General features: G+C 56.3%; 10 protein-coding genes. 2 read left to right on the plus strand and 8 right to left on the minus strand.

Annotated elements, in window-relative coordinates:
• Window position 1: 1 nt before the first annotated feature.
• Entirely contained in the window at window positions 2–847 is an 846-nt protein-coding gene (locus BV494_RS05310; protein ID WP_104921905.1) for an ABC transporter permease, read from the minus strand.
• Window positions 844–2,337, minus strand: a complete 1,494-nt coding sequence (locus BV494_RS05315; RefSeq protein WP_104921906.1) for an ABC transporter substrate-binding protein — start codon at window positions 2,335–2,337, stop codon at window positions 844–846. The genes BV494_RS05310 and BV494_RS05315 overlap by 4 nt, the downstream gene beginning before the upstream one ends.
• A 185-nt stretch (window positions 2,338–2,522) precedes the next feature.
• Here BV494_RS05315 and BV494_RS05320 point away from each other — a divergent pair, with 185 nt between their 5' ends.
• A complete protein-coding gene (locus BV494_RS05320; protein ID WP_104921907.1) occupies window positions 2,523–3,188 on the plus strand; it encodes a GntR family transcriptional regulator in 666 nt (221 codons plus the stop codon).
• Window positions 3,189–3,277: 89 nt separating this feature from the next.
• Here the strand turns inward: BV494_RS05320 and BV494_RS05325 are convergent, their stop codons facing one another.
• Window positions 3,278–4,789 (minus strand): anion permease, encoded by a 1,512-nt coding sequence (locus BV494_RS05325; RefSeq protein ID WP_104921908.1) that lies wholly within the window; start codon window positions 4,787–4,789, stop codon window positions 3,278–3,280.
• Window positions 4,790–5,411: 622 nt separating this feature from the next.
• Between BV494_RS05325 and BV494_RS05330 the strand changes: the two genes are divergently transcribed.
• On the plus strand, window positions 5,412–8,189 hold the full coding sequence (locus BV494_RS05330) for a flavocytochrome c (protein WP_104921909.1): 2,778 nt from the start codon (window positions 5,412–5,414) through the stop codon (window positions 8,187–8,189).
• A gap of 741 nt (window positions 8,190–8,930) precedes the next feature.
• Here BV494_RS05330 and BV494_RS05335 read toward each other — a convergent pair.
• The 5 genes from BV494_RS05335 to BV494_RS05355 are packed head-to-tail and all read right to left on the minus strand — an operon-like array spanning window position 8,931 to window position 14,914.
• Window positions 8,931–9,935 (minus strand): dipeptidase, encoded by a 1,005-nt coding sequence (locus tag BV494_RS05335; RefSeq protein WP_104921910.1) that lies wholly within the window; start codon window positions 9,933–9,935, stop codon window positions 8,931–8,933.
• Window positions 9,932–11,557, minus strand: a complete 1,626-nt coding sequence (locus tag BV494_RS05340) for an ABC transporter ATP-binding protein (protein WP_104921911.1) — start codon at window positions 11,555–11,557, stop codon at window positions 9,932–9,934. Before BV494_RS05340 ends, BV494_RS05335 begins: the two co-directional genes overlap by 4 nt.
• Window positions 11,557–12,372, minus strand: coding sequence for an ABC transporter permease (locus BV494_RS05345; RefSeq protein ID WP_104921912.1), 816 nt, complete (start codon window positions 12,370–12,372; stop codon window positions 11,557–11,559). Before BV494_RS05345 ends, BV494_RS05340 begins: the two co-directional genes overlap by 1 nt.
• Complete coding sequence (locus BV494_RS05350) at window positions 12,369–13,367, minus strand: ABC transporter permease (RefSeq protein ID WP_104921913.1); 999 nt, start codon at window positions 13,365–13,367, stop codon at window positions 12,369–12,371. Before BV494_RS05350 ends, BV494_RS05345 begins: the two co-directional genes overlap by 4 nt.
• Window positions 13,367–14,914 carry an ABC transporter substrate-binding protein gene (locus tag BV494_RS05355; RefSeq protein WP_104921914.1) on the minus strand — a complete coding sequence of 516 codons (1,548 nt, stop codon included), beginning with the start codon at window positions 14,912–14,914 and terminating at the stop codon, window positions 13,367–13,369. The genes BV494_RS05350 and BV494_RS05355 overlap by 1 nt, the downstream gene beginning before the upstream one ends.
• Window positions 14,915–15,109: the final 195 nt, after the last annotated feature.

Genomic DNA, 15,109 nt, shown 5'->3' on the forward strand with positions numbered 1-15,109 from the left:
ATCAGTCGAGCCTCGTGTGGGTTTTGCGCAGCAGACTGTCGCCGAGCAGGTTGCAGCCAATGACCAGCGCGGCAATCACCAGCCCCGGATACAGCACCAGCCATTGCGCAAGCAGCATGTAAGAACGGCCTTCGCCGATCAGATTCCCCAGCGTCGGCGTCGGCGGCTGAATGCCCATGCCGAGAAAACCAATCGACGCTTCAAGCACGATAAGGCGCGGAATATCCAGCGTCAGCAGCACAATCAGCGGCGTCATGAGATTGGGTAAAACGTGGCGCAGCAGAATGCGCGGCGTGGAAAAGCCCATCGCTTTAACGGATTCGATGTATTCCAGCTCGCGGATTTCCAGCGTTTTGGCGCGTGCCACGCGGGCATAAATCGCCCAACTGGTGACGCCCATGATCAGGATGATATTGGTGAGCGACGCGCCGAACAGCGCCATCACCAGTAAGATCAGCAGGATAAACGGCACTGCCAGCTGGATGTCCATCAGGCGCATGATCAGCGCGTCCAGCCAGCCGCCCACGTATCCGGCAATCATGCCGAGCACCGAACCGATCACTGCTGCAATCGCTGCCGCCAGTAATACCACCATCAGTGAAAGCCGGGTGCCCGCCAGAATGCGCGACAATAAATCACGCCCGAGCTGGTCAGTGCCGAGCAGATGCTGGCCGCCGGGCGCAGAAAACGCCGCAGCCAGATCGTTTTTCAACGGATCCGGCAGCGGTAACCACGGCGCAAGAAGCGCCGGGATGATGACCAGCAACAGCAAAAGGCCGCCGAGAAGACCGTCGCCATAAAAGCGACGACGGGGTTTTCTCTGCAAAACCGAACGCAGTGAAATCATTTAAGCCTCAGGTCGAACAGCGGAATGCGGGCGTCTGCGCGGCCTTTGAAGGTCACGTTGTCCGCGCTGGCGTACAGTGAATCTTCCTTATAAAGCGGGATCAGCGGTTGCTGTACGGCTACAACCTGCTGGATTTGTTGCAAAATCTTCTCACGTTTCGCCGGGTCAACCGTGGTGCGGCTGCTGTTGAGCAGGGCGTCCAGCTCCGGAGAATTCACCGTAGAATACGGTTCGCCGGAATGCAGGATCGGATACAACGCGGCATCGGCGTCCAGCGTCTGCGTGGAACCCCACGCCAGCATGTACAGCGGTGCCTGTTTCTGCGACGCCACCTGCTGGGTATAGACCGACCATTCCGGAACTTCCAGTTCCGCTTTCACGCCGATTGCCGCCAGATCCTGCACGATCGCCTGTGCCACATCGGCGCTGGCGATATAACGGCGCGGTGCCTGGAATTTCAGAGTGAATCCCTGCGGATAACCGGCTTCGGCTAGCAGGGACTTCGCTTTCGCCACGTCCTGCGCCGGTGCCGGAATAGCCTCATAGCCAAAATCTTTCGGCCCGGCCATCGTGCCGGTTGGCGTACCAAAACCGTGCAGCAAATCGCGGGTATACGCCGTGCGGTTCAGCGCCAGAGAGAGCGCCTGACGCACGCGCACATCGCTCAGCGGTTTCTCGTCGTTTTTCAGCCCGAGATAAATCGTCAGGCCGCCGTTTTTCACCTGTTCCAGATGCACGCCCGGTTTGTTTTTCAGCGCCGGGACTAAGTCAGCCGGAACGCCGTCCACCAGTTGCACTTCGCCGGTCAGCAGGGCGGTAATTCGCGCAGTGGCTTCAGGGATCGGCCGCCAGGTGACGGTATCGATTGCGGGCTTACCCCGCCAGTAATCCGGATTGGCCTGCATCACGACTTTTTCGTCGGGGATAAACGTCTGCAAGGTGTACGCACCGGACCCGACCGGTTTACGCGCAAACTCAGCCGCGCCAACCCGAGTAACATATGCCGGTGGCACAATGTAGGTCGGGTAACGGCTCATGCGCGTGGGCAACAGCGGATCCGGGCCGCTGGTGTGAATTTTCACCTGATAATCACCGGTGACTTCCACTGATTTGATTGTGCGGATATAAGAGATAGTCGGCGCATGGTTTGCGGGATCAAGAATGCGGTCTATTGAAAATTTTACTGCCTGCGCGTTCACCGGCTCGCCGTCGCTGAATTTCACGCCCTGACGCAACGTGAATTCCCAGGTGGTGTCGTCGAGGGACTTCCAGCTTGTCGCCAGCCCAGGCTGCAACTGCATATTGGCATCGCGCAGCACCAGCGTATCGAAGAGATTGTCCACCAGCGTGGCGGATTCTTTCAGGAACCCCGGATCCATCGCGGTGGCAGAAGTGGTCTGCGCGATCACCAGTTCAGAGGCGAAAGCCGCCTGAGTGGTGAGGCCGAGCAGCAGGGCCAGTGAAGCCAGTTTGAAGGCAGGTATTCTCATTTACGGTCATTCCCAAAGTGAAGCCGCCAGAAGCGTTGACGGAATTAATGTGAAGTCACTGTGTCGAAAACGTTTACTCAATGTTCAATTCCTTAATACAGGATATATCCTATATAATGTATTTTTGGCAAGCCAGACTTTAAACCGCAAAAGAAAAGACATATTTTTGCTAAAGGAAACGTCACATGTTTGAGATGGAAAAAGCGCAGCGGATCAGCCTGACCATGCAGGTTGAAGCCAAACTGAAAGGCGCGCTGATTGTCGGTGTACTCAAGCCGGGCGCGCGACTGGTCACGAAAGAGATTGCCAGCCAGCTGGGCACCAGCGTTACGCCGGTGCGCGAAGCACTGCTGCGGCTGGTTTCCGCCGGTGCGCTGGATGCCACGCCCGCGCAGGCGTTTATGGTGCCGAAAATTGAATTGTCGCGTTATCAGGAAATCACGCTGATCCGCAAAAATCTGGAAGGGCTGGCGGTGTCACAGGCCTGCGAGGTCATCACCGCAGAGCACATCGCGTTGCTGAAAACCCTCAACGCAAAATTCCTGGCCGCCAAAAGAGAGAACAAAGTGGAAGAGGCGCTCGAGGCCAACCGCGAGTTCCGCTTTACGTTGTATGAAATGGCCGGAATGCCGACGCTGATGGCGCTGATCGAACAACTTTGGGTGCAGATCGGCCCGTGCTTTAATTACCTGTATCCGCAGTCTTCGCCGATGACGCAGGGCAGGCACAATTATGATCAACTGCTGCTGGCGCTGGAAGCCGGTGACGGTAAACGCTGCGTGAAGCTTGTCCACAAAGCGATTGATGACGGTGCGGCTATTCTGGTGGAACACTATTTTTTGCAGGAATAGGGGAAAGTTTTCGCCAGAAAAGCGAGGATCCCGCCCATAAAAAAAGGTGCACCCGCGTGCACCTTTCGCTTATAACGCCGCAGCGTTCATCAGAACATCAGTACCATCCACGGGTAACCAATCAGCATTAAACCGGCGAGGAAGATGGCACCGAAAATGGTGCCCAGACGCCAGTAATCTTTGGTCGGCAGATAACCGCTGCCGTAGTAAATCGGGCTTGGGCCGGTTCCGTAAGGGGTGATAATCCCCATTACGCCCAGAGACGTCACCATCATCAGGCAGTAAACCGGCATGTTGATGCCCGGAATGGCGGCAGCGATAGTCAGCATCGCCGGTAACAGCGCGGTGGTATGCGCGGTGGTACTGGCGAACAGATAGTGCAGCAGGAAAAACGCAATCAGCAGCATTACGGCAGCCACCTGCGGGTCGATGCCGGTGAGCAGTTGCCCGCCTTCTTTACCCAGCCAGGCGATGAAACCGACGCGCGCAAGGCCGTCAGCCAGCGCGACCAGCGTGGCAAACCAGGCGAAAGTATTCCAGGCCGGTTTGTTGCTGATAATGTCGTTCCAGTTCAGCACGCCGGTCCACAGCATCAGAATCACGACCAGCAAGGCCGCCAGCGCCGGTTCAATCCAGGCCGCGGCAAAAATCCACATCAGCAGGGCCGAACACACGAAGATCAGCAGCAGGATTTCGTTACGCGACAGCTTGCCCAGTTTCTCCAGCTCAGCTTTCGCCCATTTCGGCACTTCATCGTTAATCTTCACTTCCGGCGGATAGAACCAGTACGCCAGCAGCGGCATGGTCAGGATCAGAATCACGCCCAGCGGCAGGAAGGCGAGGAACCACATCCCCCATGAAATATTGAAACCGATGATGCTTTTCACCAGCGCCAGCGCCAGCAGGTTGGGAGCCAGTGCGGAAAGGAACATCGAACTGGTGATACAGGCCGCGGTAATCGCTACCCACATAAGATACGAACCGATTTTACGTGCACTCGGGTCGTTCGGCTTGGAACCGTACAACGGCGGCAGGTTGGCGATGATCGGGTAAATGGTCCCGCCGCTGCGCGCTGTGTTAGACGGTGTGAAGGGCGCGAGCAACAGATCGGCGAAGGTGATGGCGTAACCGAGCGTCAGACTGCGACGACCCAGATATTTCACCAGAATCAGCGCCAGACGGCGGCCAAACTGCGTTTTGTCATAACCGGCTGCAAACATAAATGCGCCAAATATCAGCCAGACCGTCGAGTTACCAAAGCCGCTGACCGCCCATTTAAAGGCTTCGGTCGGCATTCTAAACTTCGGATCCGCCAGTTCTGCCGGGCTGAACAACAGCCACTGGCTAAACAGCGCGATGACCACCACGCCCGTCAGGCCGATCACCGCACCGGGTAACGGTTCGAAAATCAGGCCGACAATCACGCCGACGAAGACGGCGAAGAAATGCCAGGCATAGGGCTGTAACCCGGCAGGAACAGGCGTCAGCAGCAACAGCACCGCCACCAGAACTGGCAGGAACAGCATGATCAGACGTTTTTTTAGCCCCGCAGAGGCAGGAGCGGCCTTGTTGGGATCATTCAAAGTCGTTGTGGGTTTCATAGTTTGGTTTGCCCGTGATTGAAAGTGAGCGTTACGCCCTGGTTGTCCATGCGTGATTTCGTCTTTTGAAAATTCATTTTGCTATTTCACTTTGACATCTTAAATCCATGCGTTTTTCTTTACCGGAAGCTCGTCACGTATTACAAAAAGATGATGGTTTGAGAAAGAGATGATTAAAAACTAAATATTATCTGAATCCTGCATGACCCCATGAAGTCATTATTATTTAAATAAAATACCATTGATAAAAGTGTGGTTATTCTTTTACAGAAAAGCCTTCAATTGAGAATGTAGAGTAAAATCTCACAAACGCCAGTTTTCGAACTCAACCTGCTGATTTATCAGGCGGGATTTTTTATGTTAATCAAAAGTTGATTTTTGTCAATCACTCGATAACAATTGAAGATGGTATTTGGTTTAATGTCGGGTAAATAAACAACTCCTGTTCCCTCGAACGTTATAACGACCCACATCGCCCATTTTTTTATTTACACAAACAGAAAAGTAAACAGAAAAATCAGACCGTTTTTTAAATTCATCACCTGCATCGGATTGCTTAATTTCACGGTAAGTAATGCGGCCACGGAAAATTCAAGACTTTTAATTTTTGGAGTTGACCCTAATGAATAAGCTCACCCCGGTCCTTAAGCCACTGACGCTGCCCAACGGCGCAGTGCTGAAAAACCGCCTGCTGATGGCGCCGATGACCACCTGTACGGGCTTTTACGACGGCACGGTGACCAGCGAACTGGTGGAATACTACCGCGACCGCGCCGGTAGCATCGGAACCGTCATCGTTGAGTGTTGCTTCATTGATCGTTTAGGCCCGGCGTTTCCCGGCGCGATTGCCATCGACAGCGACAACAAAATTCCCGGCCTGAAAAAAATTGCGGATGCCATCAAATCCAAAGGGTCGAAAGCGATTTTGCAGATTTATCACGGCGGCCGCATGGTGGAACCCGAACTGATCGGTGGCCGCACGCCGGTTGCGCCGAGTGCTATCGCCGCGCCGCGTGAAGGTGCCACCAAACCGAAAGAACTGACCGGCGAAGAAGTGGAAACCATGATCACCAAATTTGGTGATGCCGTGAACCGTGCCATTAAAGCCGGGTTCGACGGCGTGGAAATCCACGGTGCGAACACCTATCTGATTCAGCAGTTCTATTCTCCGAACTCTAACCAGCGTACCGACAAATGGGGCGGCGACCGCGACAAACGCGCACTGTTCCCGCTGGAAGTGCTGGAAATCACCCATAAAATGGCGAAACGCTTCGCCGACGCTTCCTTTATTATTGGCTACCGTTTCTCGCCGGAAGAGCTGGAAGTGCCTGGCATCCGTTTTGACGACACGATGTACCTGCTGGAAAAACTCGCCGCGCGCGGACTGGATTACGTGCATTTCTCCGTCGGCCAGTTGCTGCGTTCTTCTATTGTCGATACCCAGGACCCGACGCCGCTGATCACGAAATTCCGCGCGATGCGCTCTGAGACACTGGCCAAAGTGCCGGTGATTGGCGTCGGCGGCGTGGTCAATAAATCCGACGCCGAGAGCGCGCTGGAACACGGCTTTGATCTGGTGGCGGTGGGCAAAGCCTGCATCGCGTATCCGGACTGGGCCGACCGCATTATCAACAACGATCACCTTGAGCTGTTCATCGACAGCCATAAACGCGAAGAGCTGAACATCCCGGAACCGCTGTGGCGCTTCTCGCTGGTCGACGCCATGATCCGCGACACCAGCGTCACAGGCCGTAAATACAAGGCCGGGGTGTATCAGGAGAAAGTCGAAGCCGAAGCGCTGAAACTGAAAATCAACGTGGTGCTCGACACCGACCGTATTACCGATATTCAGCTGGTCAAAGACGACTCGCTGGACGTCGATTTCACCACCACCTTCGAAAGCCTGCGCACGCGTATGCTGGTCGCCAACAGCCCGCACGTGGATGCGATTACCGGCGCAACGACGCAGAGTGAGGCGCTGAAAAAAGCCGTTTCTCGCGCCATGACGACCTCGAGCAAAGAACACGTTATCGATACAGGGGGTAACCCGCAGGCACCGCAAAACTTTGACGTTGTGGTTATCGGCAGCGGCGGCGCAGGGCTGGCGGCGGCGATTCAGGCGCACGATGACGGCGCGCATGTTGTGATCATCGAGAAAATGCCGACCATCGGCGGCAACACCATCAAAGCCTCCGTCGGGATGAACGCGGCAGACACCCGTTTCCAGAAACTCAAAGGCATCGAAGACAGCAAAGAACTGTTCTATGACGAAACGCTGAAAGGCGGGAAGTTTAAAAACAATCCTGTGCTGCTGCGTGAATTCGTTGAACTGGCCCCGGAAGCCATCGAATGGCTGGCGGCGAAAGAGATCGAACTTAACGACATCACGATCACCGGCGGGATGAGTATCGACCGCACGCACCGACCGGCAGACCGGTCTGCGGTGGGCGGATTCCTCATCAGCGGTCTGGTGAAGAACATTAACAAACGCGAAATCGAAGTTCTGCTGGAAACCTCCGTTGCAGAAATCCTGTATGAAAACGGTGCGGTGTCCGGCGTGAAAGTGGTGGATGAATACAACGACAGCCGCATTCTGAATGCGAAAAGCGTCATTGTTGCCACCGGCGGTTTCAGCGCCAACCGTGAGATGGTGGTGGGCTATCGCCCGGATCTCGACGGTTTCGTCACGACCAACCACGCAGGCGCGACCGGCAGCGGCATCGCCATGTTGCAGAAACTCGGCGCAGACACCGTGGACATGGGCGAGATCCAGATCCACCCGACGGTCGAACAATCCACGTCCTATCTGATTTCCGAAGCCATTCGCGGCGGCGGGGCGATTCTGGTCAGCCAGGCCGGTAAGCGTTTCTACAACGAAATGGAAACCCGCGACAAAGTCTCCGCAGAAATTATTGCGCTGCCGGAGAAAAGCGCGTGGATTATCTTCGATGAGCAGGTGCGGGCCAGTAACAAAGCCGCGGATGAATACATCGCCAAAGGGTTTGTGCTGAGCGCACCAACGCCGCAGAAACTGGCAGTCAAACTGAACATGGATCCGGAAGTGCTGGCCGAAACGCTGGAACGCTACAACCTGTTCGTCGTGGCGAAAAATGACGAGGACTTTGGACGTACTACCGCGCTGCGTCACCCGCTCAATCAGGGGCCGTTCTTTGCGATCCGCATCGCACCGGGCGTCCACCACACGATGGGCGGCGTTACCATCAACCCGGATACTGCGGTTCTGGACGCCCAAAAACAAATCATCCCCGGTGCCTGGGCTGCCGGTGAGGTCGTGGGCGGTATCCACGGCGCAAACCGGATTGGCGGCAACGCCGTGGCCGATATCATCATCTTTGGGACCCTCGCGGGGAGGAAGGCGACGGCTTTTGCGAAAGGCTAAATATTGCGCTTTATGCGCATAAGCGTGGGACTGGACTGAGCGAGAAAATTTCGGTTTCTCAATTGCAGTGCTCGCTCAGCGGCTGACGCCGAAACCGACCAAAGAGGCCCAGGACGGGGCCTCTTTGGAATCTCCACGTCTTTTTCAACACGCGCTATCGCTGGGTCGATGGACATGTTCTGCCGCACCGGCGCGTGGCGCGAAAACTTGCCGCTACGCGGTACCTTCATTTCGGTCTTCGAGCCTTAGGTCTCGAAACGCTCATTCAGCAAGCTTTCTGAGCGCGCCAGATAACATTTTTTCAAAAGAAAACAACAGTCTGGTTTGCTCCTCCCCCTGCGAAGGGGGAGGCCGGGAGGGGGTTTAGCAAGCCACTGAGTCGCTAAAACCCACACCCCATCCCGGCCTTCCCCTCGTGAGAGGTGAAGGAGCAAATCAAAACCAGCCAGCATCCATCTTTCGAATTACATAGCCAGTGGCCGCTTTCAAAAATCACGCTGGAAGGAGAGGTGGAAAACCGCGTATTTTTTCGCGCGGTTTGTAATCCGACTGGAAGGCACCGCGCAGCGGCGGGATTTTGCGGCACTCGCCGGAGTTGCTGGAACATAATTTACAAGCGGTAGCGCGCAGTGAAAGAGCCGGAGATTCTAAAGAGGCGCGGCGATAGGCGCCTCTTTAGGCCAGTTTGGGTGGCAACCCAAGGTTTTGATTTTGATTGGCAACCCACAATCCTGACCTGATCTACTCTCCGCCCCAGACTTCCACCGCCAGTCGGTAAAAATTCCCCCCCAGAATATCTTTGATCACTTTGTCGCTGTGGCCGGATTGCAGTAAATGCACGACGACTTCTTCGAGCGCAGAAGGCGCAACGTAATCACTGACGCCTGAATACGCTTCGGCAGGCCAGTATTCCGGATGCGCAGCGAGGATTTCTTCGGTGCTGGCGTTGCCGACCGGGAAGGCGTAGTCAAGCGCGAGGGCGACGTGACGTGGCCCGGCGACGTCAATCAGGTAATCGACGTGGCGGGCAAACAGGGCGGCATCAGGCTTATCTTCACCCAGGAATTTCCCGATGCCGTTGACGCCGATCAGACCACCGGATTTCACGCAGGCGCGAATTTGTTCATCGCTGATATTGCGTCCGTGTGCGTGAACGGCTTTTGGGTTTGAGTGGGAAAAAATCACCGGTTTGCGGGAATAGTCTATAGCCTCGAGGCTGGTCTGAACGCTGCAATGTGAGACGTCAACAAACATCCCCACGCGGTTCATTTCGTCGATGACTTCCTTGCCAAACGTGGTTAAACCCGTGTTTTCATCATGACAACCGCCACCGGCCAGATTATTGCGGTTATAGGCAAACAGCATCTGCCGCACGCCGAGGTGATGATAAAACTCGACCATTTCCACCCGGCCATCCAGCGCATTCATGCCTTCGATATCAAAGGTTATCGCCAGCTTACCGGCGGCGCGGGCGGTGAGAATATCTTCAGGTTTGCTGACAAGCTGATAATCCTCGGCGTGGTCGAGGATCCAGTGGCGGAACGCCGCCAGATTTCGCACTGTTTGTTCCCACGGCAGGACATCAAACCCGACATCCACTGACAGATAATGCACCCCGGCATCGCGCCAGAGCTGTAAATTATTCAGGTCCGCTGCCGGATCGGGCATAAAACCGGAGTGTCCGTCCCACACCAGCGAACCGGCAAAAAGTGTGCGGGCGCGTTGTGCGATGTCTGTCTGTGTCATGTCGGCATTTCCTGTAATAAAAAAGTCTGAGCGGGTGACTGCTGCGTTAACACGTTATCCAGCCAGCCGGGTTCGAGCGTCGGTTCAGCCTGTAGCAGGCGCGCGGTGTAATCATCGTAAGGCGGAGCCAGCACGGTTTCCCGCAGCCCCTGACGCACCAGTTTTCCACGGTGCATCACCGCGACGGAATGCGCGATGCTGCGCACGGTCGCGATGTCATGGGTAATGAAAAGCAGCGTCAGGCCGGTGGCGTGCTGTAGCTTACGGAACAGCGTCAGCACGCCTTGCGCGACCAGAGGATCCAGCGCCGAAGTGGGTTCGTCACAAATGAGAATGTCCGGTTCAGCCGCCAGCGCCCTGGCAATCGCCACCCGCTGTTTCTGGCCGCCGGAAAGCTGAGATGGAAAACGATCAATCAGATCGCGGGAAAGCTCGACCTGTTCGAGTAACTGGCTGATTTGCTCGCTGAACGCCGCGCCGCGTAAACCGCTGAAGCGCGCAACATTGCGGCCTACCAGTTCGCGAACGCGATGGCGCGGATTCAGCGCGGTATCCGGGTTCTGATAGATGTACTGGATCCGCTGACGCTGCGCGGATGTACGGCGCTGACAGTCAAATGACAGCGTTACGCCTTCAAGCGACAGCTCGCCGGATGCAGGTTTTTGCAAACCGGCCAGCGTGCGGGCGAGGGTGGATTTCCCCGAGCCGGATTCGCCGACTAACGCAAAAGTTTGTCCGCGTGGCAGTGAGAGCGAAAGCCGGGAAATCACCGGTTCGCCGTTGCCGTAACCTACGGTGAGATTGCGCAGTTCCAGCACCGGCAGAGTTTGTCCCGGCGTTTCCAGCGACGCGGGATGACGGGTGCCGAGCAGCGCCTGCGTATAAGCCTGCGCAGGCGCGCGTAAAATCTCCGCCGTGGGGCCACTTTCCACCGGCTTGCCGTGTCGCAGCACCAGCAGGCTGTCGGCAATCTGGGAAACCACGGCAATATCATGCGAGATATACAACGCGGCGGTGTGCGTTTGCTTTACGGCGTGGCGGATGGCGGCCAGCACGTCGAGCTGGGTCGTGACATCCAGAGCGGTGGTCGGTTCATCGAAGACAATCACGTCCGGCGATGAACACAGCGCCATGGCGGTCATTGCGCGCTGCAACTGCCCGCCGGAAACCTGGTGCGGATATCGCCGGGCGAACTGCACAGGGTCGGGCAAACCGAGCAAGCCAAACAGCTGCAACATCCGTTCCTGCGCCGCCTTTTTGCTGATGACGCGGTGATAACAGGCGGCTTCGGTCACCTGTGCGCCGAGGGTTAACGCCGGATTAAACCCGGCGCTGGCCGACTGCGCCACATAGCAAATCCGTTTGCCCTGATGCAAGGCTAAACGCGGGGCATCTTGCGGGGGGTAAGTCTTACCGAGAAACGTAACCGTGCCGCTGAGCGGACGCAACGCGCCACGATAATGCCCCATCACCGCCAGCCCGAGCGTGGATTTCCCGGCACCCGATTCTCCGATCAGCCCGAGCACTTCACCCTGGCGCAATGTGAAAGAAACCTTATCCACCAGTACCGTTTCCCGGTAGCCCACGCAGAGATCATGTACCTGCAAAATGGCGTCTGACATTACAGAATCTCCTGTTGTTGCAGTTTTCTGCTCAGCGCATCGACCAGCAGGTTGATAGCAATCACCAGCAGGGAAATTGCCACTGCCGGATAAAAGGCTGCACTGACGCCAAACAGAATGCCGTCTTTATTTTCACGGACGATTGCCCCCCAGTCGGCAGCGGGTGGCTGAATACCCAGCCCGATAAAAGACAGCGTAGAGATGAACAAAATACTGGCGCTGAACTGCATCCCCCATTCGGCCAGCAGCGGGAAGCGGGCGTTTGGCAGCATTTCCCGCGTAATGCGGTACCAGTGAGTTTCGCCCGCCAGTTTCGCCGCTTCCATATAGTCCGTGGCGGCAATATGCGACGCGAGGCTGTAACCGAGCCGGTAAACGCGGGTTGCGCCGATGGCGACCAGCACGCCCACCAGCGTGGCGTTGGTTTGTGGCAACACCGCCAGCGCGACCAGCGCAATGATCAGTGAAGGCAATGACATAAAGAGATCGTTGAGCCGTGACAGCAGCATTTCAAATCCGCCGCCAACGCTGACCGCCAGAAAACTGAGCAGCGTGCCGAGCAATGTCGCTAACGCGGAAATCACAAAGGCAAAAAACAGCGTAAGGCGCGCGCCGTAAAGCAGACGGGAGAATAGATCCCGCCCGAGATTATCGGTGCCGAGCCAGTGTGCGGCGCTCACGGGCTGCCAGATGTCACCGGCAATCTGCCCGGCATCAAAGGGCGCAAGCCACGGCGCGGCCAGGGCGGCGAAGATAAATATCACCAGCAAAACGCCGCCAGCGATAGCGCTGAAAGAAGAGAACAACGTTTTCATTTTGGAAATCTCAGGCGGGGATTCGCCACCATCGCCAGCATATCCACCAGCAAATTAAGCAGGATATAGACCGCCGCAAAGACCAGACCGCAGGCTTCAACGACAGGAATATCGCGCACCGTCACCGCATCCACCATGTACTGACCTACGCCGGGATAAACAAAAATCACTTCAATGATCATGGCACCGACAATCAGCCCGGCCAGATTCATGGCGATCACGGTCAGCACGGGTGAAATGGCGTTCGGCGCGGCGTGCTTCCACAGAATACGCAGCGGCGGCAGGCCTTTCAGCCGGGCAGTTTCCATCCACGGCGTGTGGGTCACAGACATCAGCGCACTGCGCGCGGAACGAAGCATGTTCGCCAGCACGGCAATCGCCAGCGTCAGCACCGGTAACAGCATGGCGGAAAGCCGGTCGGGCAGGCTCATCCCGTCATAGATTGTTGAAGGAAAGGTGGACACACCGACGTGCAATACCAGGATCTGAATCAGCAGATAACCGATGAAAAATTCAGGCAGGGAAAGAATAATCAGTGAAATCAGCGTGATAATCCGGTCTGGCAGACGGTGCAGATAGCGAACAGCAAACAACCCGCCGAGCAGCGCCACGGGCACGGCCAGCAGCGCGGAAGCGCCCGCCAGCCATAACGAATTCAGCAACCGGTGACCGAGTTGCGCGCTGACCGGCTGCTGACTGGCCCACGACAGCCCGAAGTCACCGTGGAAAATTTGCGCCACCCAGTGCCAGTAGCGCGTCACCAGCGGTTTATCCAGCCCGAGACTTTGCCGGATGCTGGCCACCGCTTCCGGCGTAGCGGTTCTGCCCAATGAAGTGGCCGCAAAATCGCCGGGCAGCGTGTTCACGGCAATAAAAATCAGCAGCGAAACGCCCCACAGCAAAATCACCGCCAGCAACAGGCGGTGTCCTAATGCACGTGCCAGCGGATGACGGGGTGCGGCAAATCTCACCCCGTTAGCCAGAGCTCTTTTCATCAGCTGTTCAGCCAGACGCGTGAAATCACCTGACCGTTTGATAAATCGTTGCCGACATCCTCGGTATAGCCCTGAAGTTTTTTGCTGCTGGCGTTCAGATAGTTATTGAATACCGGCAACAGCGTGCCGCCTTCGTCACGCACAATCAGCGCGATATCGTGGTAAAGCGCGCGACGTTTGGCCTCATCTTCTTCGGCGCGCGCCAGTTTCAGCAGGCTGGCAAACTGCGGGTTAGCGAAGTTCGTTTCGTTGCTGGCGGACGTCGGGCCCAGTTCGAGGGAGTAAATAAGATCCTGTGTTAAACGCGTTCCCCATGAGGACACGCAGAACGGTTTATTACGCCAGACATTATTCCAGTAGCCGTCGTCAGGCTGGCGGCGGATATCAATTTTGATACCGGCTTGTTGCGCACTGAGCTGGAAGAGCGTGGCAGCATCAACCGCACCGGGAAATGCGCCTTCCGCCACGTCGAGCACTATCGGCCCGGTATAACCTGATTTCTTAAAGTGGAACGCCGCCTTCTCCGCATCATACTGACGCTGCGGGATATCGGCCGGGAACAGCGGGTAGGCCGGGTTTACCGGGAAATCATTGCCCAGCGAACCATAGCCGCCCAACACACGGTCGAGGATCTGCTGGCGATCGATGGCGTATTTCAGCGCAAGGCGCAGATCGTTATTATCGAAGGGGGGTTTATCAACCATCATCGGCAACGTGTAATGTCCGCGACCCGGCGTGTTGTACACCGTCACCGGGCCATTTTTGAGTAATGCCACAATCTTCGGGCTCAGGCCGCTGATGAAATGTACTTTACCGGTGGAGAGCGCCGCCACACGGGAGGATGCGTCGTTAATCGCAATCACTTCTGCGCTGGCAACGTGGCCGCGCCCGCTGTCCCAGTCGTGCGGGTTTTTCTCCAGCTGGGTGTAGACGCCCGCGTCGAATTTCACAATGCGGTAAGGACCCGTGCCGATGCCCGCATTGGGATTTTCTACGCCGCCGCCCGGTTGGATTTGCAGGTTCCACAAGGAAAGCACCAGAGGAAAATCAACGTTACTTTCATTGAGTGTCAGGGTGATTTTATCGCCTTCCGCCGTTGCCGACTGAATGGACGACAGGTACGCCACCACGCCGGAACGGGATTTCGGATCACGATGGCGGAGAATGGTTTTCACCACATCGTCAGCGGTCAGCGGTTGTCCGTTATGGAACAGCACGCCTTTACGCAGGGTAAACACCCAGCGCGTTGATTTTTCGCTGCCTTCCCAGCTTTCTGCCAGACCGGGAATGGCTTTGCCGCTGGCCGGATCGGTGCGCACTAACGTGTCGCCCCACGCGCAGCCAACGACCATCATGTAAGAACTGATCCAGGTGGCCGGATCCAGCAGATCGGTGGTGGCCGCGCCGTCAATGCCAAGCTTGAGGTGTCCGCCTTTTTTCGGCGTGTTGTCGGCAGCCTGCGCGGGCAGCGTCAGACTCATGCCTGAGGCGGCTCCGGCGGCCAGAGAGAATTTGAGAAAATCGCGACGATTCCAGGAAGTTGACATTTTATTATCCTAATTTTATGTGCTGAAACGGTGTAAATACCCTGCTGCATAGGCCGCCCGAAGCGGTCGGAAAATATCCCAAAGGGGCGTAATCCTAAAAAATAGGCAACATATTGTCTAATGTGAATAACAGATAACTACATGATAAAAGTGGGAATAACACCGATCGCGTAGCGAACACGTTACCGGCATGTT

It is taken from the genome of Rahnella sikkimica (assembly GCF_002951615.1).
In the GTDB taxonomy this organism is placed as follows: Bacteria; Pseudomonadota; Gammaproteobacteria; order Enterobacterales; family Enterobacteriaceae; genus Rahnella; species Rahnella sikkimica.